The organism is Pradoshia sp. D12 (assembly GCF_008935075.1).
In the GTDB taxonomy this organism is placed as follows: Bacteria; Bacillota; Bacilli; order Bacillales; family Pradoshiaceae; genus Pradoshia.
On record NZ_CP044545.1, the window covers coordinates 1,686,950 to 1,713,166 of the forward strand.

21 protein-coding genes are annotated in these 26,217 nt (G+C 38.3%); 16 read left to right on the forward strand and 5 right to left on the reverse strand.

Annotation, left to right across the window (positions count from 1 at the left end; translation table 11 throughout):
* Positions 1-17: 17 nt before the first annotated feature.
* The 3 genes from F7984_RS08215 to F7984_RS08225 all read left to right on the forward strand — a co-directional run bounded on the left by F7984_RS08215 (position 18) and on the right by F7984_RS08225 (position 4,075).
* Positions 18-1,031, forward strand: coding sequence for a LacI family DNA-binding transcriptional regulator (locus F7984_RS08215; RefSeq protein WP_066099720.1), 1,014 nt, complete (start codon positions 18-20; stop codon positions 1,029-1,031).
* A 74-nt stretch (positions 1,032-1,105) separates the two neighbouring features.
* A complete protein-coding gene (locus F7984_RS08220; protein ID WP_140461359.1) occupies positions 1,106-2,575 on the forward strand; it encodes a tagaturonate reductase in 1,470 nt (489 codons plus the stop codon).
* A gap of 12 nt (positions 2,576-2,587) precedes the next feature.
* Complete coding sequence (locus tag F7984_RS08225; protein ID WP_140461360.1) at positions 2,588-4,075, forward strand: UxaA family hydrolase; 1,488 nt, start codon at positions 2,588-2,590, stop codon at positions 4,073-4,075.
* A 211-nt stretch (positions 4,076-4,286) separates the two neighbouring features.
* Here F7984_RS08225 and F7984_RS08230 read toward each other — a convergent pair whose 3' ends face one another.
* Both F7984_RS08230 and katA read right to left on the reverse strand, forming a co-directional pair.
* On the reverse strand, positions 4,287-5,069 hold the full coding sequence (locus F7984_RS08230; RefSeq protein ID WP_140461361.1) for an alpha/beta hydrolase: 783 nt from the start codon (positions 5,067-5,069) through the stop codon (positions 4,287-4,289).
* A gap of 568 nt (positions 5,070-5,637) precedes the next feature.
* Entirely contained in the window at positions 5,638-7,089 is a 1,452-nt protein-coding gene (gene katA / locus F7984_RS08235) for a catalase KatA (RefSeq protein WP_139063775.1), read from the reverse strand.
* Between the two features lie 503 nt (positions 7,090-7,592).
* Here katA and F7984_RS08240 point away from each other — a divergent pair.
* The 4 genes from F7984_RS08240 (at position 7,593) to mutL (ending at position 13,509) form a co-directional block, all read left to right on the forward strand.
* The gene (locus F7984_RS08240; protein ID WP_140461362.1) at positions 7,593-8,027 is read left to right on the forward strand and encodes a DUF4395 domain-containing protein; all 435 of its coding nucleotides are present in this window, start codon (positions 7,593-7,595) and stop codon (positions 8,025-8,027) included.
* Between the two features lie 216 nt (positions 8,028-8,243).
* Positions 8,244-8,843: an outer spore coat protein CotE gene (gene cotE, locus F7984_RS08245; RefSeq protein ID WP_066099703.1), complete on the forward strand. Its 600-nt coding sequence runs from the start codon at positions 8,244-8,246 to the stop codon at positions 8,841-8,843.
* 130 nt (positions 8,844-8,973) lie between these two features.
* Positions 8,974-11,562 (forward strand): DNA mismatch repair protein MutS, encoded by a 2,589-nt coding sequence (gene mutS / locus F7984_RS08250; protein WP_264158115.1) that lies wholly within the window; start codon positions 8,974-8,976, stop codon positions 11,560-11,562.
* Between the two features lie 15 nt (positions 11,563-11,577).
* Positions 11,578-13,509 (forward strand): DNA mismatch repair endonuclease MutL, encoded by a 1,932-nt coding sequence (gene mutL / locus F7984_RS08255; protein ID WP_140461364.1) that lies wholly within the window; start codon positions 11,578-11,580, stop codon positions 13,507-13,509.
* Between the two features lie 702 nt (positions 13,510-14,211).
* On the opposite strand, the gene F7984_RS08260 is transcribed toward mutL, so the two are convergent.
* On the reverse strand, positions 14,212-14,625 hold the full coding sequence (locus F7984_RS08260) for a YkvA family protein (RefSeq protein ID WP_066104258.1): 414 nt from the start codon (positions 14,623-14,625) through the stop codon (positions 14,212-14,214).
* Positions 14,626-14,808: 183 nt separating this feature from the next.
* Here F7984_RS08260 and F7984_RS08265 point away from each other — a divergent pair, with 183 nt between their 5' ends.
* On the forward strand, positions 14,809-15,030 hold the full coding sequence (locus tag F7984_RS08265) for a hypothetical protein (protein ID WP_066104257.1): 222 nt from the start codon (positions 14,809-14,811) through the stop codon (positions 15,028-15,030).
* 45 nt (positions 15,031-15,075) lie between these two features.
* On the opposite strand, the gene F7984_RS08270 is transcribed toward F7984_RS08265, so the two are convergent.
* Complete coding sequence (locus tag F7984_RS08270) at positions 15,076-15,771, reverse strand: YqjF family protein (protein ID WP_225983718.1); 696 nt, start codon at positions 15,769-15,771, stop codon at positions 15,076-15,078.
* Positions 15,772-16,785: 1,014 nt separating this feature from the next.
* On the opposite strand from F7984_RS08270, the gene miaA reads away from it, so the two are divergent.
* The 4 genes from miaA to F7984_RS08290 all read left to right on the forward strand — a co-directional run bounded on the left by miaA (position 16,786) and on the right by F7984_RS08290 (position 20,268).
* Positions 16,786-17,736 carry a tRNA (adenosine(37)-N6)-dimethylallyltransferase MiaA gene (gene miaA / locus F7984_RS08275; RefSeq protein WP_140461366.1) on the forward strand — a complete coding sequence of 317 codons (951 nt, stop codon included), beginning with the start codon at positions 16,786-16,788 and terminating at the stop codon, positions 17,734-17,736.
* Between the two features lie 29 nt (positions 17,737-17,765).
* Positions 17,766-17,993 (forward strand): RNA chaperone Hfq, encoded by a 228-nt coding sequence (gene hfq, locus F7984_RS08280; RefSeq protein WP_066104248.1) that lies wholly within the window; start codon positions 17,766-17,768, stop codon positions 17,991-17,993.
* A gap of 271 nt (positions 17,994-18,264) precedes the next feature.
* On the forward strand, positions 18,265-19,218 hold the full coding sequence (spoVK, locus tag F7984_RS08285; protein ID WP_066104245.1) for a stage V sporulation protein K: 954 nt from the start codon (positions 18,265-18,267) through the stop codon (positions 19,216-19,218).
* A 291-nt stretch (positions 19,219-19,509) separates the two neighbouring features.
* The gene (locus F7984_RS08290) at positions 19,510-20,268 is read left to right on the forward strand and encodes a hypothetical protein (protein ID WP_139891112.1); all 759 of its coding nucleotides are present in this window, start codon (positions 19,510-19,512) and stop codon (positions 20,266-20,268) included.
* 122 nt (positions 20,269-20,390) lie between these two features.
* Here F7984_RS08290 and F7984_RS08295 read toward each other — a convergent pair whose 3' ends face one another.
* Positions 20,391-20,993: a trimeric intracellular cation channel family protein gene (locus F7984_RS08295; RefSeq protein WP_139891111.1), complete on the reverse strand. Its 603-nt coding sequence runs from the start codon at positions 20,991-20,993 to the stop codon at positions 20,391-20,393.
* A gap of 145 nt (positions 20,994-21,138) precedes the next feature.
* Between F7984_RS08295 and hflX the strand changes: the two genes are divergently transcribed.
* From hflX to glnA, 4 genes are all read left to right on the forward strand, one after another.
* Entirely contained in the window at positions 21,139-22,389 is a 1,251-nt protein-coding gene (hflX, locus tag F7984_RS08300) for a GTPase HflX (RefSeq protein ID WP_140461367.1), read from the forward strand.
* A 15-nt stretch (positions 22,390-22,404) separates the two neighbouring features.
* A complete protein-coding gene (locus F7984_RS08305) occupies positions 22,405-23,670 on the forward strand; it encodes a methionine gamma-lyase family protein (RefSeq protein ID WP_140461368.1) in 1,266 nt (421 codons plus the stop codon).
* Positions 23,671-24,355: 685 nt separating this feature from the next.
* Positions 24,356-24,769 carry a MerR family transcriptional regulator gene (locus tag F7984_RS08310; protein ID WP_066104229.1) on the forward strand — a complete coding sequence of 138 codons (414 nt, stop codon included), beginning with the start codon at positions 24,356-24,358 and terminating at the stop codon, positions 24,767-24,769.
* 46 nt (positions 24,770-24,815) lie between these two features.
* Complete coding sequence (gene glnA, locus F7984_RS08315) at positions 24,816-26,150, forward strand: type I glutamate--ammonia ligase (protein ID WP_066104225.1); 1,335 nt, start codon at positions 24,816-24,818, stop codon at positions 26,148-26,150.
* Positions 26,151-26,217 lie beyond the last annotated feature (67 nt).

A 26,217-nucleotide genomic window follows, 5' to 3' on the forward strand; every position in this document is an offset into this window, starting at 1 on the left:
TAAGAAGGACGGAATCAATGGTTACCATTAAAGATATCGCAAAAATAGCAAATGTTTCTCATACAACTGTATCAAGGGCACTTAATGACAGCCCCTTAATTAAACCAGGTACAAAAAAGAAAATAATCGAGATTGCATCTCAGCTGAACTATACTCCAAACTATAACGCCAAAAGTCTTGTAAAGCAGAAGTCCTATACGATTGGGCTTTTCCTGACAAGTCTTACAAATGGTACTTCTTCAAGTTTTTTTGTAGAAACTGTAAAAGGAGTAAATTCTGTAATTACTCAACATTATAATCTATTTGTTAAAGGCATTGAAAATCTTGATGATTATACTACGATTCATCATAAACGGTTTGACGGTATTATACTAATGAGCCAAAGTGATCATGATGATGATTTTATTGCCTATTTAAAAGAAAAAAAGATTCCTTGTGTGGTTTTGGGACGGGATATAGGAGATTCCACTCTTTTGAACATTGTATCAAATGACCGGGAAGGTTCCTCACAAATCGTTAAGTATTTGATTCAACAGGGACACCGGGACATTGCTATAGTTGAAGGGATTAAAGGATTTAAATCATCAATGGAGCGAAGAGAAGGATATTTGAATGCACTAAGTGATCATCATATTCCAATTAAAAATGAATATATTATTCAAGGAAACTATGATATGGAAAGTGGTTATCTAGCTTTGGAAAAGTTACTCACATTGGAACGCCCTCCGACAGCCATTTTTTGTTCAAATGATGATATGGCCATTGGTGCAATGAATGCGGCTTTTGCAAAAGGATTGACGGTGCCAAAGGATATCTCGATTGTTGGCTTTGATGATATCGAATTTGCCCAGTATACGAACCCATCTCTTACAACCGTGAAACGGCCGATTGAAAAAATTAGTTCACTGGGAGCAAAAAAGATGTTAGAAATGTTGGAGATGGATGAAAATACGGAATTGCCAGGTGGGAAGATTTATGTCGAAACGGAACTTGTCATCAGACGTTCGGTTTCCCCTTTTAAATCAACCTAGCCGTTACTAGTCATTTGACTAGTAACATATTTTCATAAAATGTTAACGTGTGCATAAATGGGAGGAGTGACCCCGTGGAAAAGTTATCAAGAAATTTAGTAAAGGAAGCCAACCTATATCCCGAAAAGATTCTGCAATTTGGGGAGGGAAATTTCCTGAGAGCATTTGTTGATTGGCAGATCGATCTATTGAATAGGAACACTGATTTTAATGGAAGTGTAGTCGTGGTTCAACCGCGCGGCCAAGACATGGTAGAAAAAGTAAATGATCAAGATGGCTTGTACACGCTTTATTTACAAGGTGTAAAAGAAGGAAAGGCTGTGAAGGAGCATTCAATTATCAGCTCTGTCAGCAGAGGCTTAAACCTTTATACACAGTATGACGAGTATTTAAAACTAGCTGAAAACCCTGAAATGCGCTTTATCTTTTCGAATACAACCGAAGCTGGGATTGCATTTAATGAAAAAGATCGATTAGAGGACCGACCACAAAGTAGTTTCCCAGGTAAGTTAACTGCTTTCTTATATCACCGCTATCAAACGTTCAATGGGGACAAAGAAAAAGGGTTTATTATCATCCCATGTGAGCTAATTGAGCGGAACGGAGAAAAGTTAAAAGAATTGGTGCTTCAATATGCTGCACTTTGGAAGCTTGAAGAAGGCTTTGTTCAGTGGATTGATAAGGCAAATACTTTTTGCGGGAGTCTTGTGGATCGAATTGTTCCAGGATATCCACGAGATAGTATTGATGAGATTACGAAAGAGCTTGGATATCAAGATGATCTGGTTGTGGTTGGGGAGCAGTACCATTTGTGGGTGATAGAAGGTCCAGAATGGATTCGTGAGGAATTCCCAGTGCATAAGGTTGGTTTAAATACATTGTTTGTCGAGGATATGACACCTTACAGAACAAGAAAGGTACGTATATTAAATGGGGCTCATACAGCACTGACACCAGTTGCCTATCTATATGGATTAAATACGGTAGCTGAAACAGTTGAGCATGATGTGGTTGGTCAATTTGTAAAAGAACTGATTTATGATGAAATCATTCCAACATTGGATCTACCGTTAGAAGAATTGCACTCTTTTGCCGATGCTGTTCTAGAACGATTCCAAAATCCATTTATTCAGCATTTCTTATTAAGTATATCGCTTAATTCAATGTCAAAATTTAATACCAGAGACTTGCCAACTTTACTGGAATACTACAATCGTAAGCGGGATTTGCCTAGAAAACTAATATTCTCTCTTGCTGCATTGATTTCATTTTATAAAGGAAAAAGAGGAGAAGAGGAAATCAAGTTATCTGATAATCAAGATATATTAGATCTATATAAGGAGCAATGGGGCCACTTTAATGGAACATTGGAGAGTACTAACGCAATTGTTACCAATGTACTGGGGTATGAAGAGAATTGGGAGATGGATTTAAACGAGATACCAGGTTTAACAACTGCTGTTACAATGGATCTTTTTGAAATTGAAACAAAAGGTATGAAGCAGGCAATTGAGGCCGTTTTTGAACAAAAGACAGCAAAATAAGGGGGAAAGACAATGTTAGATATCATTCACCTAAATGAAAATGATAATGTGATTGTCGCGTTAAAGGATATAGAGGCTGGTTATAAGATTGTTGTTCAAGGGAAAGAAATCGAGGTAAAGGAAAGTATTAAAAGGGGACATAAGATTGCAGTCGAAGACATTGCTATTAATGCAAATATCGTGAAGTATGGTTATCCGATCGGGCATGCTATCAAGGGGGTGTCCGTTGGTGAACATGTCCATACGCACAATACGAAAACGAATCTGGAAGGGATTCAAGAGTATCAGTTCAACCAAAAACTCACCTCTAATCCCTATAAACAGCAAAACTTAACCTTCAAGGGCTATAGAAGAAAAAATGGAGACGTCGGTATCCGTAATGAGCTCTGGATTGTGCCAACGGTAGGTTGTGTCAATGGGATTGCGGAAAGAATGATTAAGCTTTTTGAAAAAGAAGTAGGGGATATAAGCCCATTCGAAAATATTCTCGTATTGAAACATAATTTTGGTTGCTCTCAGTTAGGAGACGACCATGAGAATACAAGAAAAATTTTAATGGATGCTGTGTTACATCCTAATGCTGGTGGTGTTTTAGTTTTGGGATTAGGCTGCGAAAATAATAATTTATATGAATTCAAGGAAAGTCTGGGAGAGTTTGACGAAGGTCGTGTCAAGTTTCTTAATTCGCAGGAAGTCTCGGATGAAATTGAAGCAGGTGTGCAAATACTAAAAGAGATTTATGAGAAAGCCAAAGGCGACAAGCGTGAAGAGGTACCGTTATCAGAGTTGAAAATTGGATTAAAATGCGGAGGGTCTGATGGATTATCTGGTATTACTGCTAATCCTCTCTTAGGAAGATTCTCAGATTTCCTAGTAGCTCAAGGAGGGACCACGGTTCTAACAGAAGTACCTGAAATGTTCGGTGCAGAAACTATTTTAATGGAGCGAGCTCAGAATTCGGAAGTGTTTGAAAAAACGGTAGGATTAATTAATGAATTCAAAGAATATTTTATGGAAAATAAACAGCCAGTCTATGAAAATCCATCTCCCGGAAACAAGGATGGAGGGATTACTACATTAGAAGATAAGTCACTTGGCTGTACGCAAAAAGCTGGTACCTCCACTATAGTTGATGTTCTGAAATACGGGGAAAGATTAGAGCATAAGGGTCTAAATCTATTAAGTGCACCCGGAAATGATCTCGTAGCCTCTTCAGCCTTGGCTTCTGCAGGTTGTCAGATGGTATTATTTACGACAGGGCGCGGTACACCATTTGGATCCTTTGTTCCTACGATGAAAATTTCCTCCAATACTGCTATTTATGAAAATAAGCCACATTGGATTGATTATAATGCCGGAGTGCTTCTGGAAGAGGAGCCAGATGTCGTTTTACAGGATTTTACGGAGTATATTATTAAAGTTGCAAGTGGAGAACTGGTCAATAACGAGAAAAATGATTTTAGAGAAATTGCGATTTTTAAAACCGGCGTCACTTTATAAATGCGATCAATCAAATCAAAGAAAAAACGATAGGACGGTTCCTATCGTTTTCTTGTGGGTGCGCCCTACAGGGGTGTCCGTGGCGAAGCGGAATCTGAAGGAAGTCGGAGGCAAATCTCCCCCAAGGAACACGAACTGCATACAAGGGGCTAACTAAGTACATTGGTGTGAGAGGTCGGGGTTAATCACCCTTCCTAATCAATTCTTACTTTTAAAAAGTTCCGTAACCCTGTTTTCGCAGCCAACCGGCGCACACATTTGTCCATTGAGCTACATCTTGATCCTCTTTGGAAAGACCAAGTCCGTGTCTTCCTTGCTGAAAAATATGCAATTCATAAGGAATCTGTGCCTTGCTCAGCGCCTGTGCATACATAATACTATTCTCGACTGGAACTGCTTTGTCATCCGCCGTATGCCATAGGAAGGTTGGGGGTGTTTCTTTACTGACATTTCTTTGATGGGAGAGAAGATATAGGTCCTTATCAGTAACTCCTTCACCAAGCAGGGAGGTAACAGATCCTTCGTGTGTATATTCAATCATGGATATGACCGGGTAGCAAAGAATGGAAATGTCAGGCTTAGATGATTCTTCATCAATCACATCCCTATTCTCATAGGCTGGATAATCAGACAGATTCGAGAGACTTGCTGCTAGATGGCCGCCAGCCGAAAAACCAAGAATACCAATTCTCTCTTTATCTATATTCCATTCTTTTGCATAATAGCGGATAAAGCGGATGGCACGTTGAGCATCTGCAAGCGGTGCAGGGTGTTTAGCCGGAGAAACCCGGTAATCGAGCACAAAAGCGTTTATGCCAAGAGAATTGAGCCATCTTGCAACAGGTACCCCCTCATGCTCAGCTCTCCTTTGATATCCACCTCCAGGGCAGACGATGATTCCTCCACTATTCTTTCCTTCTCTAACAAGGTAAGGCGTAAGGGTCGGTATCTCATCATTTATTATTTTTCTCTCCGGCCATATCATGTGTTTCATAAAATTTCCTCCCATATCTGTCTTTTATTCATTATATAGGAACTCTGGATAGTTTTTTAAGAATGAATACTCACAGCGAGTGATACATTCAAATTTATAGAAAATAAGTATATTTTGAACCCGGCAAGGATAATGTTTATTTGTTAATTAATTGAATCGGTAACCTCGTTATATCAAGATCAGTTTGAAATGTTTTGTAAGATTATTGCAGATGGTGTTGGAGTTATAGTTGGAGGTGTAATGGTGAAGAGGTTTAGTGCATGGTCGATGTTCTTGATAATTTTAGGAATTATTACTTGGTTTCGTTGGAGTGATTTTTAGCTTTGTAGCAATTTCTAAGTCAGAAAGAAGGGGATTGAAATCTCTGTCACTCTGGTCTTTTTTTATCATGCTTTTTTTGATTAGTTTATTTGAGCCGTTTCATTTTATTCGAGTCCTTACTTGGCTAAAAAATACTACTTAAAAACTTGGAGGAGAAGGGGAAATTGTGTCTTTATTTAAAAAAGGTACTGCGTATAGCAGTACCTTAAACTTAATTGAGAACGTAAAATACGATTAAATTATTCTATTAAACTTCTTCAGTTACTGTTAAACCAAGTCCTGCAGCTACAAGTGTTCCGTATTCAGGATCAGCTTTGTAGAAATGCTGGATTTGACGTTCGATAATTTCAGGTACAGTCACACCTTGCATAGATCCAACGATGTTGTTAACCAGGTTAGCGCGTTCTTCACTGCTTAACAATCTGTAAAGATCACCAGCTTGAGTGTAGAAATCATCATTATCATAAGAGGTGCTTGCAGCATAGCCTTCCACTTCAAATGTTGCTTGTTGATCTTCAGGAGATTCTTGTGGACCTCCGAAGCTGTTTGGCTCGTAGTAGACAGAAGAACCGCCATTTATACTTGGGTTCATTTGGCCGTCACGTTGATAGTTATTTACTTCAACTTTAGGACGGTTGACTGGTAAGTGATTATGGTTTGCTCCCACACGGTAACGGTGAGCATCTGCATAAGCGAATAAACGACCTTGCAACAATTTATCCGGTGATACATCAATACCAGGAACAAAATTACCAGGAGAGAATGTAGCTTGTTCTACTTCTGCAAAATAGTTTTCTGGATTTCTGTCTAATACCATGCGGCCAACTTCGATTAAAGGATAGTCTTTTTGAGACCAAACTTTTGTTACATCGAATGGATCGAAACGATATGTGTTGGCATCTTCAAGCGGCATGATTTGTACGCATAATTTCCATGCAGGATAATCGCCAGCTTCAATTGCATTGTGTAAGTCTTCGATATGGTAGTCTGGATTTGTACCCGCAAGCTCAGCAGCCAAATCAGTAGATAGATTTTTTACCCCTTGTTCTGTTTTCCAGTGGTATTTAACCCATACGGATTTACCTTCAGCATTCGTCCATTTGAACGTGTGGCTACCAAATCCGTGCATATGACGCCAAGTAGCAGGAATACCACGATCAGACATAAGAATCGTTATTTGATGTAAAGATTCTGGTGAAAGTGACCAGAAATCCCAAACAGCATTAGGGTTTTTCAAATGTGTTTTTGGATCTCTTTTTTGTGTATGTATGAAATCAGGGAATTTGATTGCATCACGGATAAAGAAGACAGGAGTATTGTTACCAACGATATCGTAGTTACCTTCTTCAGTATAAAGTTTTACTGCAAATCCACGAGGATCACGTAATGTATCAGCAGAACCAAGTTCACCTGCAACTGTAGAGAAACGAATGAACAAAGGAGTTTTTTTGCCAACTTCAGATAAGAAAGCAGCTTTTGTATATTCAGTTAAATTCTTTGTAACCTCGAAATAACCATGTGCTCCGCCGCCTTTTGCATGTACTACACGCTCAGGTACACGTTCTCTGTTAAAATGAGCTAATTTTTCTAATAAATGTACGTCTTGAATTAAAGTTGGTCCGCGTCTTCCAGCTGTGATGGAATTCTGGTTATCTCCTACAGGAGCTCCCCAACTAGTTGTTAATTTTTTGGACATTATTTATACCACCTTTTTCGTATGATAAACCTATTATATTTATTTTTTATAATATTATCAATTAAAAACTACTATTTATTTAAAATAATTATAAATAAAAGGAGATTTAGTGAAAGGATGCTTATTTAATTCATTGTGAGAGAGCTCTTACAGGTAGGGGTTTTACCTTTAGAAATAAAGCAAGCAAGAGAGGCAGCAAGGAGATTCTCAATTAAGAAGCAGGTATTCTTATTTATGTTCTTTTAATTAGAGTATAAAATTATCAAGTTTATAAAAAATCTACTATCGAACTAGTTCGTTTACAAAATGAATGGGAAAGTTATTATCCTTTATCAACTTCCTTGCTGTCAATTAGAATGGTTCATGATTCTTCCTCTAAATACAATTAATGACTAAAAGTATTGATGAGAAATATAATTTAATTAAATTCTTATACTTTCCAATTTATGGTTAAACAGAGTAAGATGAAAAATAACACATAAAACATATTGGAGAGGTGTGAAATAATGGGAGAAACGGTCCGCACAGTTCCGAGACCATTGGTACGTTTAAACCAATGGGTGATTTTTCTTAGCGTGGTCGCTACTTGGGTAACAGGTGTTGAATGGATTTTAGCACTGCCTTTATTTGCAGGAATTATGGGTTTAGTCTTTGGATTCAATCCAATCATGCAAGCAGGTAAATTATTTTTAAGAAAAATAACTTCTGATTATATCCCGGAAGAGTGGGCTCAGCAACAATTTAATCAAGTGATTGCTGTTATTTGTCTTGCAGGCGGCCTGATCAGTTATATGCTTGATTGGATGATTGCTGGATATGTATTTACGGCCATGGTTGCTATTGCATCATTCGTTGCTATCCTGGGATTTTGTATAGGCTGCTTTATTCGTTTTCAATGGCAGCAATATATGTATAAAAGATCGACAAACAAAACAGTTTAAAGAAAGTATTAGGATCCTGTAAATAGCAGGATCCTTCTTCATACTATTATAGAAGAATTCCGCATAACTTGCTCCTATTTTTAAATCAAGGTCACCTTTCTTCAGCATAGGCATAAACTGTAGCATGCAATCCTTGTTGAACTGATAATTAATTTGCACGCTAGACATTTATCATGCATAGGATGAAATGAAAATGGTTGAGGAGGGTAACCTTGTATGTCGCAATATAGAGAAATTATCACGAAGGCAGTAGTGGCAAAGGGGCGTAAGTTTACCAAGGCAAATCATACGGTTTGTCCAGACAACGATCCTACCAGTATACTGGGCTGCTGGATTATTAATCATACGTACGAAGCTAAGAAACATGGTAAAAAGGTAGAAATTGCAGGATATTATGATATCAATATTTGGTATTCATATTGCAATAATACAAAGACAGAAGTCAGAACAGAAAAGGTTCCGTATAAAGATACCATCAAATTAAAGTATCGGGACCAAACAGTCTATGATGATAATGAAGTCATAGCCAAAGTGGTTCAACAACCGAATTGTATTGAATGTCTAATAACTCCAGATGGTGAAAAAATTTCTGTTCATGTTGAACGTGAATTTTTAGTGGAGATTATTGGTGAAACAAAAGTAACTGTTTCAATCAGGGAAAATGCAGACACCGATGAGGAAAGCTGGGAGCTTGAGGTAGATGATGACGAACTGGAGGAAATTAATCCTGATTTCCTTGATCATAGTGAGTCATCCAGTGAAGAGTCCAGCTCCTATGAATCAGACAGGAAAAAAAGCAAAAGCAAGCGGGATTAAGTAACTAGAGAGAAAAACTCTCTAGTTTTTTTGTTGTTAGATGAGCTTGGCTCCTATGATATAATACTTCTATTATATATTTGATTGAAAGAAAGGTTTTGGGAAAATGGCAGTAGCAACCTATACTCCTATGATTCAACAGTACTTGAGTATAAAGGCAGATTATCAAGATGCATTCTTGTTTTTCCGTCTCGGTGATTTTTATGAAATGTTCTTTGAGGATGCCATTAAGGCATCAAAAGAATTGGAGATAACCTTAACAGCGAAGAATGGTGGAGGAGAACAAAAGATTCCCATGTGCGGGGTTCCTTATCATTCAGCGCAGTCTTATATTGAAACACTGGTAGATCGTGGCTTTAAAGTGGCCATTTGCGAACAAACAGAGGACCCAAAAGCGGCAAAAGGAGTCGTTAAACGTGAAGTTGTCCAATTAATTACTCCAGGTACGGTGATGGAAGGAAAGAGTCTCGCCGAAAAAGAGAATAACTATCTTGCGACTATTTCTTCCATAGATGGCTTGGGATTTGGAGTGGCTCATATTGATTTAACGACTGGCGAAAATCGAGTAACCCATTTTTCCAATTTTAAAGATGTGTTAAATGAAGTTTCCGTTATAGGATCTAAAGAAGTTGTGGTTCAGCCAGATTTCGGTGAAGAAAAAGAAGTGTTATTAAAAGACAGAGGGATTGTCACGATTTCTTATGAAGCCGACTCGGAACCGAAGGAAGAGTTTAACCATTTGGTAAGTGAGCTTCCGAAAAAAGACCTAAAGCATACGGTAGCCCGTTTGCTCAATTATATACAGCGTACTCAAAAGAGGACGATTGAACATATTCAACCAGTTGAATTATATGAAACGGAACAATATTTAAAAATTGATTACTATTCAAAAAGAAATTTAGAGCTCACGGAAACTATTCGTTCAAAAGGTAAAAAAGGCTCTCTTTTATGGCTTCTTGATGAAACCAAGACGGCCATGGGCGGCAGAAGACTAAAGCAATGGATTGAACGCCCATTAGTCAGCGAATCTGAAATAGAAGCTCGATTATCGATGGTTGAAACATTTATGAATCAATTTTTTGAACGGGAAGAGCTGCGTGAGCTATTACATGAAGTGTATGATTTGGAACGTTTAACAGGCCGTGTTTCCTATGGCAATGTAAATGCACGGGATTTATTGCAGCTGAAGCGTTCCCTGCAGCAAGTACCGGCTATTATTGATGTGATTGGAAGGCTGCCTATTGATACGGCTAAAGAAATCGCATCCCGGATGGATCCGTGTGAAGAAGTGACGGATTTACTCGAGCAGGCGCTGCATGAGAACCCGCCGATTTCCATTAAAGAGGGAGGCATTATTCGCGAAGGGTATAACGAAGATTTAGATCGTTATCGCGATGCTTCCAAGAACGGGAAAACCTGGATCGCTCAGTTGGAACAAAAGGAAAGAGAAAGAACAGGTATCCGTTCTCTAAAAATTGGTTATAATCGTGTATTTGGTTATTACTTGGAAGTAACAAAGGCAAATCTCCACCTTCTGAATGATGATCGATATGACAGAAAACAAACTCTTGCAAATGCAGAACGTTATATCACTCCAGAATTAAAAGAAAAAGAAACAATCATCCTCGAAGCAGAGGAAAAAAGTACAGGTCTGGAATACGATTTGTTCTGTGAATTACGTGATCAAATTAAAGATTATATACCTCGTCTGCAAAAATTAGCGATGGAAATCAGTGAATTGGATGTTTTACAATGTTTCTCTACTATTAGTGAACGTTACCACTATGTAAAACCACAATTCTCTCATACACGTCAAATGAGTATAAAAAATGGCCGACATCCAGTCGTAGAAAAGGTTTTAAAAGCACAGGAATATGTACCGAATGATTGCTTCTTGGATAAAAAGAAGGAAATCTTATTAATTACTGGACCAAATATGTCCGGTAAGAGTACGTATATGCGCCAGGTTGCCTTGACAGCGATTATGGCCCAAATCGGCTGCTTTGTACCTGCAGACGAAGCAATCCTGCCAATATTCGATCAGGTATTTACGAGAATCGGTGCAGCAGATGATTTGATATCAGGACAAAGTACCTTTATGGTCGAAATGCTTGAAGCGAACCATGCGATTACGAATGCAACAGAAAACAGTTTGCTTCTATTCGATGAAATCGGAAGAGGAACGTCAACCTATGATGGAATGGCATTGGCCCAATCAATCATAGAATATATTCATCATCATATTGGTGCAGCTACCCTCTTCTCCACGCATTATCATGAGTTAACAGCTCTAGCTGATCAACTCAGCAAGCTGAGTAACGTACACGTTCGTGCAATTGAGCAAAATGGCACAGTCATTTTCCTTCATAAAGTAGTCGATGGACCTGCTGATCGCAGTTATGGTATTCATGTTGCCAAGCTTGCGGAAATGCCGGAGACGGTGATTAAGCGAGCGCAAGAGATATTAAACGTCCTTGAACAAGGGGACAAGCAACCAAAACCTACGCCGCCTGTAAAAACTGAAACTGATGCTGAAATTGTCAGTGAACAGGCGCAATTATCCTTTTTCACAGAAGATAAAAAGGAAAAAACGACTTCATCATCCCGACACTCAAAAGAGTGGAAGGTAGCGGAAGAGCTTAAATCCTTATCTATATTAGAGATGAATCCTTTAGAAGCTTTAAACGCCTTATATGCATTACAGAAAAAATTAAAGTAGGAAGGAGAGAACGATATGGGGAAAATTGTACTGTTAGATGATCTATTATCCAATAAAATCGCTGCCGGAGAAGTAGTAGAGAGACCTGCATCTGTTGTAAAAGAGTTAGTGGAAAACTCAATAGATGCTAACAGTACGGTAATTGAGATTTATGCTACGGAAGCCGGTCTTGAATCCATTCGCATTATTGATAATGGGGAAGGGATGGAAGAGGACGATGCCCTCAATGCTTTTCACAGGCACGCGACCAGTAAAATAAAGGACGAAAACGATTTATTCAGAATTCGTACGCTAGGTTTCCGGGGTGAGGCATTGCCTTCAATCGCTTCTGTTTCCAAATTCGAATTAAAGACCTCAACAGGTGATGGACCTGGAACCCGTCTTTTACTCGAGGGCGGCAAGGTCCTTACTCATGAGTCCTATTCAAGCCGTAAAGGAACCGATATAACGGTGAGTGAACTGTTCTTTAATACACCGGCTCGTCTGAAATATGTTAAAAGCGTTCATACAGAGCTTGGGAATATAACCGATGTCGTAAATAGGCTGGCACTGTCGCATCCGGATGTATCGTTTAAGCTGGTTCACAACGACCGTACCTTATTACAAACATCAGGCAACGGCAATCCACTTCAGGTGCTTGCCGGGATATATGGGATACAAACTGCTCAAAAAATGCTGCCGTTTGAAGCATCAACACTTGATTTTTCAATAAAAGGCTATGCCGGACATCCGGAAATGACGAGGGCTTCGCGTAACTATATGACCATTTTGGTAAATGGAAGATTTATTAAGAATTATTTGATCGCCAAAGCAGTCATGGAAGGGTACCATACTTTATTGCCTATTGGACGTTATCCAATTGCGATGCTCAATATTGAAATGGATCCTTTATTGGTTGATGTGAATGTGCATCCTTCCAAAATGGAGGTTCGTTTCAGTAAAGAGCAAGAGCTGATGACATTAATTAGCGAGGCCATCCGGAATACGTTTAAAAAAGAGACATTAATTCCGACAGGCGCTCCTGTTAAACGTGAGGAAAAAGCAAAAATGGAACAAGCTCAATTTACGTTTACGGAGGAAAGAGCCAAGCGGCCTGAGGCGCCAAAGCAGACTCCTCCAATGGTAAAGGCAACTGAAGGATTTTCAGTGATTTATGATCCGCCTGAGATTGAACAGCCGAAGCGGGAATTCGAGGCTCCTAGTCCTATCGAGTTGAACGAGCCTGGAAGGGAATCAGTAGAAGAACAGGTAGAAACTGAACCGTTTATCAGTTCAGAAGCGGGTTCCGAACGTGTCGGAACGATCGTAGAGCAAAAAGAAGAGGAATTAGAGCCGATTCAAGACAATCAGGACATGCAAGAAAGCCGAATTCCGCCTTTATATCCGATTGGACAGCTGCATGGAACGTATATTTTGGCCCAAAATGAACAAGGGCTCTATATGATTGACCAGCATGCTGCCCAAGAGCGGATTAAGTATGAGTTCTTCAAGCATAAGGTGGGAGAGGTCAACAAAGAACTGCAAGAAATGTTGGTACCGATGACACTGGAGTATTCAACAGATGAGTTTGTGAAGCTGGAAGAACATAAAGAAGAGCTGGAAGCGGTCGGAGTATTTTTAGAACCATTTGGATTAAATAGTTATATTGTCCGCGCCCATCCAACCTGGTTCCCAGCAGGCATGGAAGAAACGATCATCGATGAAATGGTCCACCAAGTATTAACGATGAAAAAGGTGGATATCAAGAAATTGCGTGAGGAAGCGGCAATTATGATGAGCTGTAAGGGGTCAATTAAAGCCAACCGGCATTTGCGTAATGATGAAATCAGTGCATTACTGGATGAATTGCGTCATACAAATGATCCATTCACATGCCCGCATGGCCGTCCAATTATCGTTCATTATTCGATTTATGAGCTGGAGAAAATGTTTAAACGGGTTATGTAATGTAGTAAGTAAATAAAAATGCATTAAACTTTAATTAAGCGGGGGAACAAGTCGTTTTCCTCCGCTTTTTTTGTGGTTATAATATAAGTTTGGATACAAAAAAGCTCCTAAGCTGCGCTTTTTTGGGGCCTATCCTCCAGCTATGAGGCACCTATGACTGGCCTATACCGGGTAAAGGTGTCTGAAAGGTAGGTGAAGTATGGAGGAAAGGAGCTATCTCCCAGCTATGAGGCACCTATAACCGGCCTATACCGGGGGAAAGGTGTCTGAAAGGTAGGTGAAGTATGGAGGAAAGGAGCTATCTCCCAGCTATGAGGCACCTATAACCGGCCTATACCGGGGGAAAGGTGTCTGAAAGGTAGGTGAAGTATGAAGGAAAGCAGCTATCTCCCAGCTATGAGGCACCTATGATCGGCCTATACCGGGGGAAAGGTGTCTGAAAGGTGGGTGAAGTATGGAGGAAAGCAGCTATCCTCCACCTATGACCAGCCTATACCGGGGTAAAAGTGTCTGAAAGGTAGTCATCTTAGGGAATTTAATTTATGAGCAGGTACCATTACTTGCAGGGTTGATTCTCTCTAAGCAGCTGCTTATGTTTTTATGTAAATCGCATATATGTCTTAACCAGGACCCGAGAAATCAATCTTGAAAATCAAAAAAGGTGTCAAATCAGCCTATCATACTGATCAGACACCTTTTTAATTACTCAATATCAATAGTTTGCTCTTGCTTCGCTTGCCATAGTTTGAATTTCTCGAGGTCTTCAGTTATTTGCTTAATGGTAAATCCGATGATGGCTGCATCATCAGCAAAACCAAGACCTACAATAAAATCAGGGATAAAATCAATAGGTGATACAAAATAGATAATGGCTGCGATTATAGAAATAATCGATTTTTTAGGAATCTCTTTATAATCACCCTTTACCCAAGAGCGAAACATGGTGATGAGTAATTGAAGATTGTCCCATACCTCTTCCAGTGCATTTTTGTTTGTATTTGATTTCGTAGTTGCTTCATCTAATAGCTCATTTGATTTTTTTGTATTATTTAAATAGGTTTTGGCTGAATCGATGTATTTTTTATATTTATGTATTCCTTTGTTTTGTTCTTCCATTACTCATTCCTCCTAAACGACAACTTGTTTACATTTTAAGGTATATTTCTTCAACTAACAACATTTCAGTGATTGGTTTGAAAATAAATTAAAGACCTCTCATTAGAAACGCTGCTTAATGTCTTTTTCCCTAAATTTGTGTATACTAATCCTATCCTGTAAAAAATTGAGGTGTATAGAGTTATGAGTAAAAGTCGGGCTAAAAAATATAGGTTGAAATTGGAGAGGGAAGGCAAGCGCAATCCTGAGACTCTACGGGGCGGCCTATATACAATTGATTTGAGTACAAGAATGACGAAAACAAAGAAGGATAAAATGGAACAATTTAAACATAAAAAGAGATTTCAGCATCTAACAAAGGATGAGGGAATCTCTTTTTATTTGGCTCTAAGGAGATGTGTATAAAAGGAGTCAGTATTTTAGTCCATGGCACTGAGACCTTATACTATTCTATGTACTGAAACGATTAGTGAAATGGTGAACCAAAGGCCAAGCACGCACCTCAATTTTTTTTGCAAAATGAAATATAGGCATTTCACCATTAATATCAATACCTTGCTTGGATAGAACGGAATTCTTACTGAATTCTGCTTCTGCCTCTTGTAATATCCAAGGGTCATGTAAAATATCACAGCGAAGCGGTACTCCTGATAAATTTAAGGTATAAAAGCAGTAACGCTCGGCCATCCATTCCTCGAAAGACCCTTTAGCTGCCTGAAATGGTTCTGAAATTGGTCTATAGCTACAGGCTAACTCGATTTCATGGTCATGTAGTCTCTTACTTTTAAATTCAATGTTTGTATCATTAGTCTGGATCTCCATATCAGTGTACCAATACGGTAAGTGGTATAGTGTTCTAGCCCCTTTTACAGCAAGCCAATTGGAAGCATCCAAACTAAAAAAGTACACACCTGGCTTTCCATCGAGAATGACATATGTACGAACATTTAGCTCAGGAAATTGATCTGTTCCTGGAATAGGGGGTAATCCCCGGAGTCTAATACCCGACATACGAAACGGTACAACCCCAATCCAGCATATGCCATTATATGAATCCAAAGGGAGCACTTCAGGTACTAACTTTCGTAATACCTCATATTTAATTGGATAATGGGCAAATAAAAGATCGCTCCATGTCTGCTTCATTGTCCAAGGTAAATTCGGGAGAGCCCATGGACGATGACTGTCATCCCATTGGTTTTTATCGAGCTTTAGTTGTTCTCCCAAAGCCATCACTTCCTTAACATTTTTTTTGGAATTGAACTCCTTCTAAAATAATCGTTACCACTTTACTGAAGTTAAGTAAAACTACATCAAAAGTTTAAAAAAACATCATGAGAATTAGCATTGATTTTGCAATTTTACATGGAGAGAAACAACCTAATTAATACCTATTATACCGTTAAATTGAAATGATTTTATATTATTAATCTATTTTAAAGTAACTATTGTAGATTTAAATTCAGGATCTTACAGATAAATGTAAGCCTTGTAGAAAGAACTTTCCAACGTGAAGAATTAGATGGGTTTGTAAGTTTCCTATGGAATCGAGATGCCAGTGGTCATATTGAACCCGCTATTTCATCTGTGGATAAAAAATAAGAAAAGAAGAAGCGAGACAAGAACATACATGGATCCTATAAAAGTCTTATAGTTATAAAGTTCTCTAATACCGGTTATTAAAAATAGGACGAATAAATAAACAAAAAGTAATTGCACCAAGGAGAAGACTCTATATGAAAAAATATAACCCAATAAGAAAAACGTAAGTAAGCCGGTTAACACCTGTATGAACCGGAGCATGAAAACAATCTCCTCATTTCTATATATGTAAGATACCTTTCTCCATCCTCAGCAATTTGCTGCGCGTAATATCGTTTACGCCTTCAAATGTATGAAACCTCTATAATAAATATTGATTAGGTAATTGTTATATGATTGATTACTGAAGCACCTTAATTATAGGGTTAGTATTAATAGAACTTATCTTAAGGTTAAAGTTCATCTGAAAATTATTTAAAAATAATAAAAGTGTGAAAAAAGAATTGAATAAAGACCATTTAAACTGACTATACTGGTTAGATGTTACTCGCTCATGTTCAGATTATAATGATTTATGTTAAGATAAGAAAAAAATGAATAGGGCAGTGTGAAGCATAAATGAAAAAACAGAAATTGGTCGTGATTATTGGACCAACGGCAGTGGGAAAAACCAAATTATCAATCAATTTGGCCAAGAAGTTCAATGGTGAAATTATAAGTGGCGATTCAGCACAGATTTTTAAGGGTATGGATATAGGAACTGCTAAAGTTACAAAGGACGAAATGGAAGGGATTCCTCATTATTTAATTGATTGCAGGGAACCATCTGAATCCTATAATGTTTATGATTTTAAGCAAGAAGTGCAGCAGAAGATTAATGATATAACGAATAGGGGAAAGCTTCCTATATTAGTGGGTGGTACCGGTTTGTATATTCAATCCGTCCTCTATGATTACCAGTTCCCTGAAACCACAGCAAATCCTAATATTCGAGAAGAGCTGGAAGAACGAATTGAACAAGAAGGGCCTGATGCTGTTTATCAAACACTTGTTGAGATTGATTCCGTTGCTGCAGAAAAAATACATCCTAATAACACAAAAAGAGTTATCCGTGCTTTAGAGGTATTTTATGATTCAGGAAAGCGTTTCAGTGAACAGGAACAATCCACAGAGAGAACATTATTATATGATGTGGCTTTGATTGGATTAACGATGGACCGCGATCTTTTATATAAAAGGATCAATGAACGAGTGGAAGCAATGATGCAGCAGGGTCTTGAAGAGGAAGTCAGAAAACTATATGCAAAAGGATTAAAAGATGCACAATCCATGCAAGCAATTGGATATAAGGAATTTGAGGGACTCTTTGAAGGAACTGAAACACGAGAAAATGTTATAGCTCAAATACAGCGGAATTCCCGTCGGTTTGCAAAAAGACAATTTACTTGGTTCCGAAATAAGATGGATGTTCACTGGTTTGATATGACCAATTTGGCTGATTTCGAAAAAATTTCTGAAGAAATATCGCTTGAAGTGGCAGGAATGCTCGCTTTAAAGGCGAATAGATAAACTATAGAGAGAAAAGAGGAGGCAAAAAAATGAAACAAGGAATCAATATTCAAGATCAAATTTTAAATCAATTGCGTAAGGAAAATGTATATGTAACAATCTTTTTACTTAATGGATTTCAGTTACGCGGACTGATAAAAGGGTTTGATAATTTTACAGTCTTAATTGAAACAGAGGGTAAACATCAACTGGTCTACAAACATGCGATTTCAACATTTGCTCCTCAAAAAAATGTACAAGTTGACCTTGAAGGTTAAGGATAAGTACGGCAGACTCCCTCTACGGTGAGTCTGTTTTTTATTTAACTGATTTTTTCATTCTGTATGGAGGGTGCCCGGAATATAAATAAGGAGAGGAAATATAATTATTTTCCGGGCAATCGCAGTATGTGACAATCAGGCACACCTTTATTGGTAAAAAATAAATTTATATTGTAGTTTCAGGGGTGCCCTTGTCTATTTTGCCTTCACTTTGTCGAATGTGTTAGGTAAAAAAGGGGGGACACGGCTTCATTAAAGAGGTGATCAAATGGAGCAACAGCCAATGCGAGTGAGAAATAATGGGCAAATTAATGTTGTATTGAAAAATGGTCAAGCAAAGGCTCAGGTTAAGCCGATTCTAAATGTTCCTCCATTACCAAAGGATATACCTTCTCATCATATAGCCCTAAAAGAAATTGAAGCTGAATTGAATAGTCTCGTAGGCATGGAGGAAATGAAAAAAGTTATAAAGGAAATTTATGCATGGATTTATGTGAATAAACAACGGGAAGTAGCTGGCCTTAAGGCTGAAAAACAGGCGCTTCATATGATGTTTAAAGGTAATCCCGGTACTGGAAAAACGACGGTCGCACGGCTTATAGGAGATTTATTTGTAAAGATGAATGTCTTGAGCAAAGGCCACTTAATCGAGGCTGAGCGGGCAGATCTTGTAGGAGAATATATAGGACACACAGCTCAAAAGACGAGAGATTTAATCAAAAAGGCAATTGGGGGTATTCTTTTCATTGATGAAGCCTATTCTTTGGGAAGGGGTGGTGAAAAGGATTTTGGTAAGGAAGCGATTGATACATTGGTAAAGCATATGGAGGATCGGCAGCATGAATTTATTCTTATTCTTGCCGGATATTCACGGGAAATGGAGTATTTTTTAACCTTGAATCCAGGCCTGCAATCCCGTTTTCCGATTGTCATTGATTTTCCGGATTACACGGTTGATCAATTAATGGATATAGGGAACCGAATGTTAAGTGCCAGGCAATACGTTTATAGTCTGGACGCGGAAAGAAAACTGCGCGATCATCTATATTATTTAACAAATGTTCTACATCTTAAATCCTTTTCCAATGGTAGATATGTAAGGAATGTAATAGAAAAATCAATCAGAACTCAGGCAATGCGTCTTTTGCTGTCGGATCAATATGAACGTCGGGAATTAATGACCATCCGAAGTGATGACCTAGTGTTCGATACGTTTGAGTAAGAGATACGAATAAATATGAGTGCCCCGTAAGCTGTCATAAAGCTTTTGGGGCATTTGTTTTTTTGAGAAATAGTCATAATGAAATATTTCTAAGATGGTGATTATTAGTAGGTTAGAATACTAAAATCAAACGCAGGGAATTAACGAACTACCACGTCTAAGTAATCTATTAATAATTTAGATTTTGTGGTAAATTTTAGTTAGTTGCATAGGTTGGAATGGTAGATTTTATATTAACAATCTCTTGCCATAAAGATCGAGAAGTGGAATGAGAGTAGAAGGTTAAACGAGATGAATTTGATAGAAGAAATTATATTTACAAGCAAACAGGTAATAATTGATGCAGATTGTAAAAAAGAAGATTTGATTGTTTTGTTAAAAAACACCGGTGAAAATACGGTTCAATTAAACGGAGAACTTATTTTAACTCTTCCCAAGGGTCACCATATTATTCGATTCACAAAAGACCATTTCTGTCTTTTATACAATACGACTCTATCTTTTTATTCATTAACGGGTAAATTTGTATCTGAATTTGAGGTTGGTTCACATATTCATGAGTTATTTCCTTACAAAGATGGCGTTCTATGTACATATGGAGATCAAGGTGTATATGGAAAGGGTGCTGGAGTAAATATATTGAACTGTGTATCTCCATTCAGTGGTTTAGAGTCTTTTTATAACAATGCTATCCAATATGATCTTCTCTATGACCCTCTGGTTACTCGTTATAAGCCCTATGCTTGTATCAACTCGGAGAGAAATGAGTTAGTAATACTAAACGAGCAGCTTGAAGAAGAAAAAACGATGAAAATTCCTTTTGATACAGGAAATTTAATTACCTTTGCACTTACCTACAAATACGGCTTATTTATAGAAGAAAATAAACTATGTGTATGGGAATTTGAAACAACAAAACGCATTCTTGAGTATAAGAGGGAGTTCTCTTCTAAAATCAGAGCTATTTTTCATCGTCATAATTTTTCATTTATAGAGATTTCTGATTATGAGGTAAAAGGATTCATGCCAGTTGTGGAGTATGGCACTTAAGATAATCATCAATACAGATTAAAGAGCCTTGCTAAGAAAACAGCAAGGCCCTTATCATTTATCCTATATAAATACGAATCTATGAAAGTGGATTAGTAGGATATTTATGTAGTAACTCTTAATCAGTAACTTCTTTTAACAACAGGTAAATGCCATTCGTATAGATAAGAAAGCATTCGTAAAAAGGTAATAATAATAAATAAAAGGTATAATTCAAGGTTGGATGTCATCGCTCCGAGGCCGATTAAGAGACCTGCAATACCTGCCCAAATTGCGTAAATCTCAGATCTTAACAGTATTGGCTTCCTGCCTGCGAGGACATCTCGTACGATACCGCCGCCACTTCCTGTCAGGATAGCAGCAAATACAACCGCAATAAGCGGTAAGTTCATTTCCGTTGCTAGTAAAGCGCCCTGTACAGCGAATGCGCTTAAACCGATAGCGTCAAAAAAATTCCCCCACCTGTTCCAATGCTTTAAAAGCGAATGCTGAAATAAACAAACAATAGTTATAGAAATGAATGCGATAAAAAATAATCCGTTTTGTTCCCAAATATGGATTATTGGGATCCCGAGCAGCAAATTGCGAATGGCACCTCCCCCAAAGGCTGTTACAAATCCGAGTAAATAAAGGCCAAATAAGTCATATTCCTCTTCTGTTGCCACTAAGGCTCCGCTAATCGCAAAAGCGATTGTTCCGATAATGCTTAATACATCCCATGTCATACTTTTTTCTTTTTCTCCTTAAATAAAATTCAAATAATCATTTAAAATCAGGCTAATTTATCATATCATTTGAATACAGTGTTTGGAACGGGTGATTTTTTTGGTATGATAAGAAGAATAGTGAACTATTGAGGGAAGTGACATAATGGAAGAAACATATGAAAAAGCTATACTAGTTGGTTGTCAGCGAGAAGATATTGATGACAGTCGATTTGAATCCTCTATGGAGGAACTTGAATCACTAACGGAAACTGCCGGAGGGCAGGCTCTTGTATTAGTGTCTCAAAAGAGAGTTAAGCCTCATCCTGCTACATATATCGGGAAAGGGAAAGTCGAGGAGCTTATTGCATTAGTTGAAGAGCTAGAACCGGATGTCGTAATCTTTAACGATGAATTGTCTCCCAGTCAAATACGAAATCTAGGTAAAGAGCTGGGAACTAGAATCGTTGACCGTACCCAGTTGATTTTAGATATTTTTGCTCAACGTGCGCGTTCTCGCGAAGGTCAAATGCAAGTAGAGTTAGCCCAATTGCAATATATGCTGCCAAGATTGGCGGGGCAAGGTACTGAATTATCAAGACTCGGCGGCGGTATTGGAACGAGGGGACCGGGGGAAACCAAACTGGAATCTGACAGACGCCACATTCGACGTCGCTTGGATGAGATCAAAAGGCAGTTGGATTCAGTTGTTAAGCATAGGGAACGTTACAGAGCGCGCAGAAAACGAAATAATCGTTTCCAAATTGCATTGGCTGGCTATACGAATGCCGGTAAATCAACCTTGTTTAACCGTCTGGCTGAAGCGGATTCTTATGAGGAAAATCAACTGTTCGCTACCCTTGATCCGATGACCAGGGAATGTCTTCTTCCATCTGGATACAAGGTCCTTATCAGTGATACTGTTGGATTTATTCAGGATTTACCTACCTCCCTTGTTGCGGCATTTAGATCCACGCTTGAAGAAGTGACAGAATCCGATGCCATTTTACATGTAGTGGATTCTTCTCATCCTGATGCTTATAATCATGAGAAGACCGTTCAAAAAATTATCGATGATTTGGGTGCTGAGGATATTCCTCAATTGATTGTCTATAACAAAAAAGATGCCGCCCATTCTGAATTTGTACCGACATCCAAGGAAAAATCCATTCATATATCTGCTCGTCAGGATGAAGGGATTCAACAACTCCTTTTAGAAATGGAAAAATTGGTTGAAAGCTTTATGGAACCATATTCCGTAATGATTCCAGCTAATGAAGGGAAAATTATAGCCCGGTTAAAGGATGAGACAATCGTTAAATCAACCGAGTTTCATGAAAGCAATGAGACCTATCATCTAAAGGGACTTGCTTTAGCAGACCATGCAATCATGGGAATTATTAAAAATTATGAGTAGGAGTAGGAATGCAACATGTTTGAACAATTAAAGAACGGTGAGAGAATTAAAGAAACTGTTCAGGAAACTGAAAAAATGATTGCTGAAAGATTTTTAGAAATTGAAGAAAATGTAGACTTTAATACAGCGAAGGTATTGAAAGCCTTCCAGGAAAATCAGGTTAGTGATGCCCATTTTAATCCATCAACAGGTTATGGGTATGATGATATGGGAAGAGATACATTGGAAAAGGTGTTTGCTCATGTATTTGGAGCCGAAGCGGCACTTGTCCGCCCGCAAATCATATCTGGAACACATGCTATTTCAACTTCCTTATTCGGCGTGTTACGCCCTGGAGATGAGCTTTTATACATCACTGGAAAGCCATATGACACGCTTGAAGAGATTGTTGGCATACGCGGAAGTGGTATAGGATCCTTAAAGGAATATCAAATATCCTATCAATCTGTCGCTTTAAAGGAAGATGGGTATGTTGACTTTGATGCAGTAGCAAAAGCCATTAAACCAAATACGAAGGTAATTGGAATTCAACGCTCAAAAGGCTATGATAACCGCCCATCATTTAAAATTGCAGAAATCAAGGAAATGATTCAGTTTGTAAAAGCTATCAAACAGGATGTCGTTGTCTTTGTTGATAACTGCTATGGAGAGTTTGCTGAGAAAATGGAGCCTACTGAGGTTGGTGCGGACCTAATGGCTGGTTCCTTAATTAAAAATCCTGGCGGAGGTTTAGCGAAAACGGGTGGTTATATTGCCGGTAGAGCTGATTTAGTAGAACGATGCGCTTATCGTTTAACAACACCGGGTATTGGTGCTGAGGCGGGTGCTTCCTTGTACAGTTTATTGGAAATGTACCAAGGATTCTTCCTGGCTCCGCATGTTGTTGGACAATCCTTAAAAGGAGCAATCTTTACAGCAGCTATGTTAGAAAAATGGGGATTTAACCCTTCACCTACATGGAACGAACCAAGAACAGATCTAATCCAATCAATCCAATTCCATGACAGAGATAAGATGGTGCTGTTCTGTCAGCAGATTCAGTTCGCTTCACCAATTAACTCTCATGTGACGCCATATCCTGCCTATATGCCTGGATATGAGGATGATGTAATCATGGCTGCCGGAACGTTTATCCAGGGAGCGAGTATCGAATTAACGGCTGACGGTCCGTTAAGACCGCCATATACCGCTTTTGTACAGGGTGGTCTAACGTACTCACATGTTAAAATAGCCATTTGCAAAGCGATCGATCAGATGATTGAAAAAGGATTAATTAAGTAACTGATAATAACTCCCTTATTTTTGGAATAGGGGAGTTTTTTATTAGTAAAAATGGTCAGTGTGAGTTACAAGTAACCGATTATTTGCAGAGCGTGGGATTCAAAGTGAACTCTGTTTATCTATATCATATTAGCTGTTTATTGAATGGCATCGCATAGCATAGGTGTCTGAAAGGTGGAGGATAGGTGTTATGCTGCACCCATGGCACACCTATGCCGCACCTATGCGGGGTCAAAGGTGTCTGGAAGGTGCTGAATAGATGCTATGCTACATCTTTGTTACACCTATTCCTAATTAAAGGTGTTTGATAGATGTAAGATAGGCGTAGGATACCGTGGCTTTCCTGCATCTTCTATACACCTCTAGTGTGTCTGTGCAATATCTTTTCTGTATCTTGGTCTATTTGCTCCATAGAGGTAGGTATACTTTTTTGTGGAAAAGAGTTGAATTAATGTGTAAATAGAAGTGCTTTTTTATGTGAAATTCAAAATAAGGACCAGCTTGTTGCTTTTATTTATAAATTAATAGGTTAATTGTCTGAGTTTGGGGTAAAAGAAGTAAAGCAGTTAAAATGATACATTACTCCAGAGATTCCATGTCAGAAAACCTTACATATGATTGACAAAGAAGTTTACATGGCATAAACTAACAATATCAAGAAGAGGTATTGAAGGAGGATGTAGTGGTGAGCGGTAACATCAGAAGAACCATGCCACTTTTTCCAATGAGTATTGTCATGCAGCTGACCGATTTAACTGCACGTCAAATCCGTTATTATGAAGAACACAAATTGGTTTATCCAGCCAGAACAGAGGGTAATCGAAGGATGTTTTCGTTAAACGATATTGATCGTCTTTTGGAAATTAAAGAATTGCTTGATCAAGGCATAAATATGGCTGGGATTAAAAAAATTCTTGAACCTTCTATTTATAATGAAACTGAAATAATTGCTAAAGATGAACATTCTAAAGAAGAAACAAAACCAGAATTGACCAATGCGCAATTAAGAAAATTATTGCGTGATGAAATTTTGAAGGCTGGCCGCTTTACAACGAGAGGCAGCAACCAATCTGGTGATATGCATCGGTTTTTTAATTAAAAATTAAAATATAAAAAGCTTTATTATTTAAGGAGGAAAAAGGAAGATGGGGAAATACACTGCGGATGATATTAGAAAGTTAGCTAAAGATGAAAATGTGAAATTTATTCGATTACAATTTACCGACATTCTGGGAACAATTAAAAACGTAGAAATTCCAGTAAGTCAGCTTGATAAAGCATTAGAAAATAAAATGATGTTTGATGGTTCATCCATTGAAGGGTTCGTTCGTATCGAAGAATCTGATATGCTTTTATATCCAGATCTTGATACATGGGTAATTTTTCCTTGGACTGCTGAAAAAGGAAAAGTGGCTCGTTTAATCTGCGATATTTACAATCCGGATGGCACACCTTTCTCAGGTGACCCACGTGCTAATTTAAAACGTGTGTTAGAGGAAATGAAAGAGCTAGGTTTCACAGATTTCAATCTTGGGCCTGAACCAGAATTCTTCTTATTCAAATTGGATCAAGCAGGGGAACCAACTTTGGAGTTAAATGATAAAGGCGGATACTTTGACCTTGCTCCTACAGATTTAGGTGAAAATTGCCGTCGCGATATCGTTCTTGAGCTAGAAGAGATGGGATTTGAAATTGAAGCTTCCCACCATGAGGTAGCTCCAGGACAACATGAGATTGATTTTAAATATGCTGATGCGATTACAGCATGTGACCAAATCCAAACGTTCAAATTGGTAGTAAAAACAATTGCTCGTAAACATGGCTTGCACGCAACTTTCATGGCAAAACCATTGTTCGGTGTGAATGGTTCCGGTATGCACATGAACTTATCTTTATTCTCTGATGGAAAGAATGCTTTCTACGATACAAAAGGAAATATCGAATTGAGCGAGACAGCTCATCAATTCATTGCAGGTATCATTGAGCATGCGCCTGCGTTCACGGCAGTAACAAATCCAACAGTTAACTCATACAAACGTCTAGTTCCTGGATACGAAGCACCTTGTTATGTTGCATGGTCTGCTCGTAACCGTAGCCCACTAATCCGTATTCCGGCTTCCCGTGGATTGAGCACACGTGTTGAGGTACGTTCTGTTGACCCAACTGCAAATCCATACCTAGCTATGGCGGTATTACTTAGCGCTGGTCTTGATGGCATTAGAAATCAGAAAAAAGCTCCGGCGCCAATTGACCGTAATATCTATGTAATGTCTGCACAAGAACGTGCTGAAGAAGGTATTAAAGATCTTCCGTCTACATTATATCAAGCGTTAGTAGAATTACAAAAAAACCCAGTCATCATGAATGGTCTAGGTGATCATATCCTGGAACACTTTGTAGAAGCAAAAGAGATTGAATGGGATATGTTTAGAACCCAAGTTCATCCATGGGAGAGAGAACAATATCTTCAAATGTATTAATAGCTGAAACCCTTGACACTGCTAGCGTCAAGGGTTTTTTATTTGGTGGGGCAATCACATGTTTTTA

Bases quoted from the DNA above. Each gene is read 5' to 3' on its own strand.
- F7984_RS08295 (WP_139891111.1), bottom strand. From the start codon at position 20,993: ATGACATGGGATGTATTAAGCATTATCGGAACAATCGCTTTTGCGATT.
- mutS (WP_264158115.1), top strand. From the start codon at position 8,974: ATGATTCAACAGTACTTGAGTATAAAGGCAGATTATCAAGATGCATTC.
- F7984_RS08215 (WP_066099720.1), top strand. From the start codon at position 18: ATGGTTACCATTAAAGATATCGCAAAAATAGCAAATGTTTCTCATACA.
- F7984_RS08290 (WP_139891112.1), top strand. From the start codon at position 19,510: ATGAATTTGATAGAAGAAATTATATTTACAAGCAAACAGGTAATAATT.
- F7984_RS08240 (WP_140461362.1), top strand. From the start codon at position 7,593: ATGGGAGAAACGGTCCGCACAGTTCCGAGACCATTGGTACGTTTAAAC.
- F7984_RS08260 (WP_066104258.1), bottom strand. From the start codon at position 14,625: ATGGAAGAACAAAACAAAGGAATACATAAATATAAAAAATACATCGAT.
- F7984_RS08305 (WP_140461368.1), top strand. From the start codon at position 22,405: ATGTTTGAACAATTAAAGAACGGTGAGAGAATTAAAGAAACTGTTCAG.
- cotE (WP_066099703.1), top strand. From the start codon at position 8,244: ATGTCGCAATATAGAGAAATTATCACGAAGGCAGTAGTGGCAAAGGGG.
- hflX (WP_140461367.1), top strand. From the start codon at position 21,139: ATGGAAGAAACATATGAAAAAGCTATACTAGTTGGTTGTCAGCGAGAA.
- hfq (WP_066104248.1), top strand. From the start codon at position 17,766: ATGAAACAAGGAATCAATATTCAAGATCAAATTTTAAATCAATTGCGT.
- F7984_RS08270 (WP_225983718.1), bottom strand. From the start codon at position 15,771: ATGAAGCAGACATGGAGCGATCTTTTATTTGCCCATTATCCAATTAAA.
- mutL (WP_140461364.1), top strand. From the start codon at position 11,578: ATGGGGAAAATTGTACTGTTAGATGATCTATTATCCAATAAAATCGCT.
- F7984_RS08225 (WP_140461360.1), top strand. From the start codon at position 2,588: ATGTTAGATATCATTCACCTAAATGAAAATGATAATGTGATTGTCGCG.
- F7984_RS08265 (WP_066104257.1), top strand. From the start codon at position 14,809: ATGAGTAAAAGTCGGGCTAAAAAATATAGGTTGAAATTGGAGAGGGAA.
- miaA (WP_140461366.1), top strand. From the start codon at position 16,786: ATGAAAAAACAGAAATTGGTCGTGATTATTGGACCAACGGCAGTGGGA.
- F7984_RS08230 (WP_140461361.1), bottom strand. From the start codon at position 5,069: ATGAAACACATGATATGGCCGGAGAGAAAAATAATAAATGATGAGATA.
- spoVK (WP_066104245.1), top strand. From the start codon at position 18,265: ATGGAGCAACAGCCAATGCGAGTGAGAAATAATGGGCAAATTAATGTT.
- glnA (WP_066104225.1), top strand. From the start codon at position 24,816: ATGGGGAAATACACTGCGGATGATATTAGAAAGTTAGCTAAAGATGAA.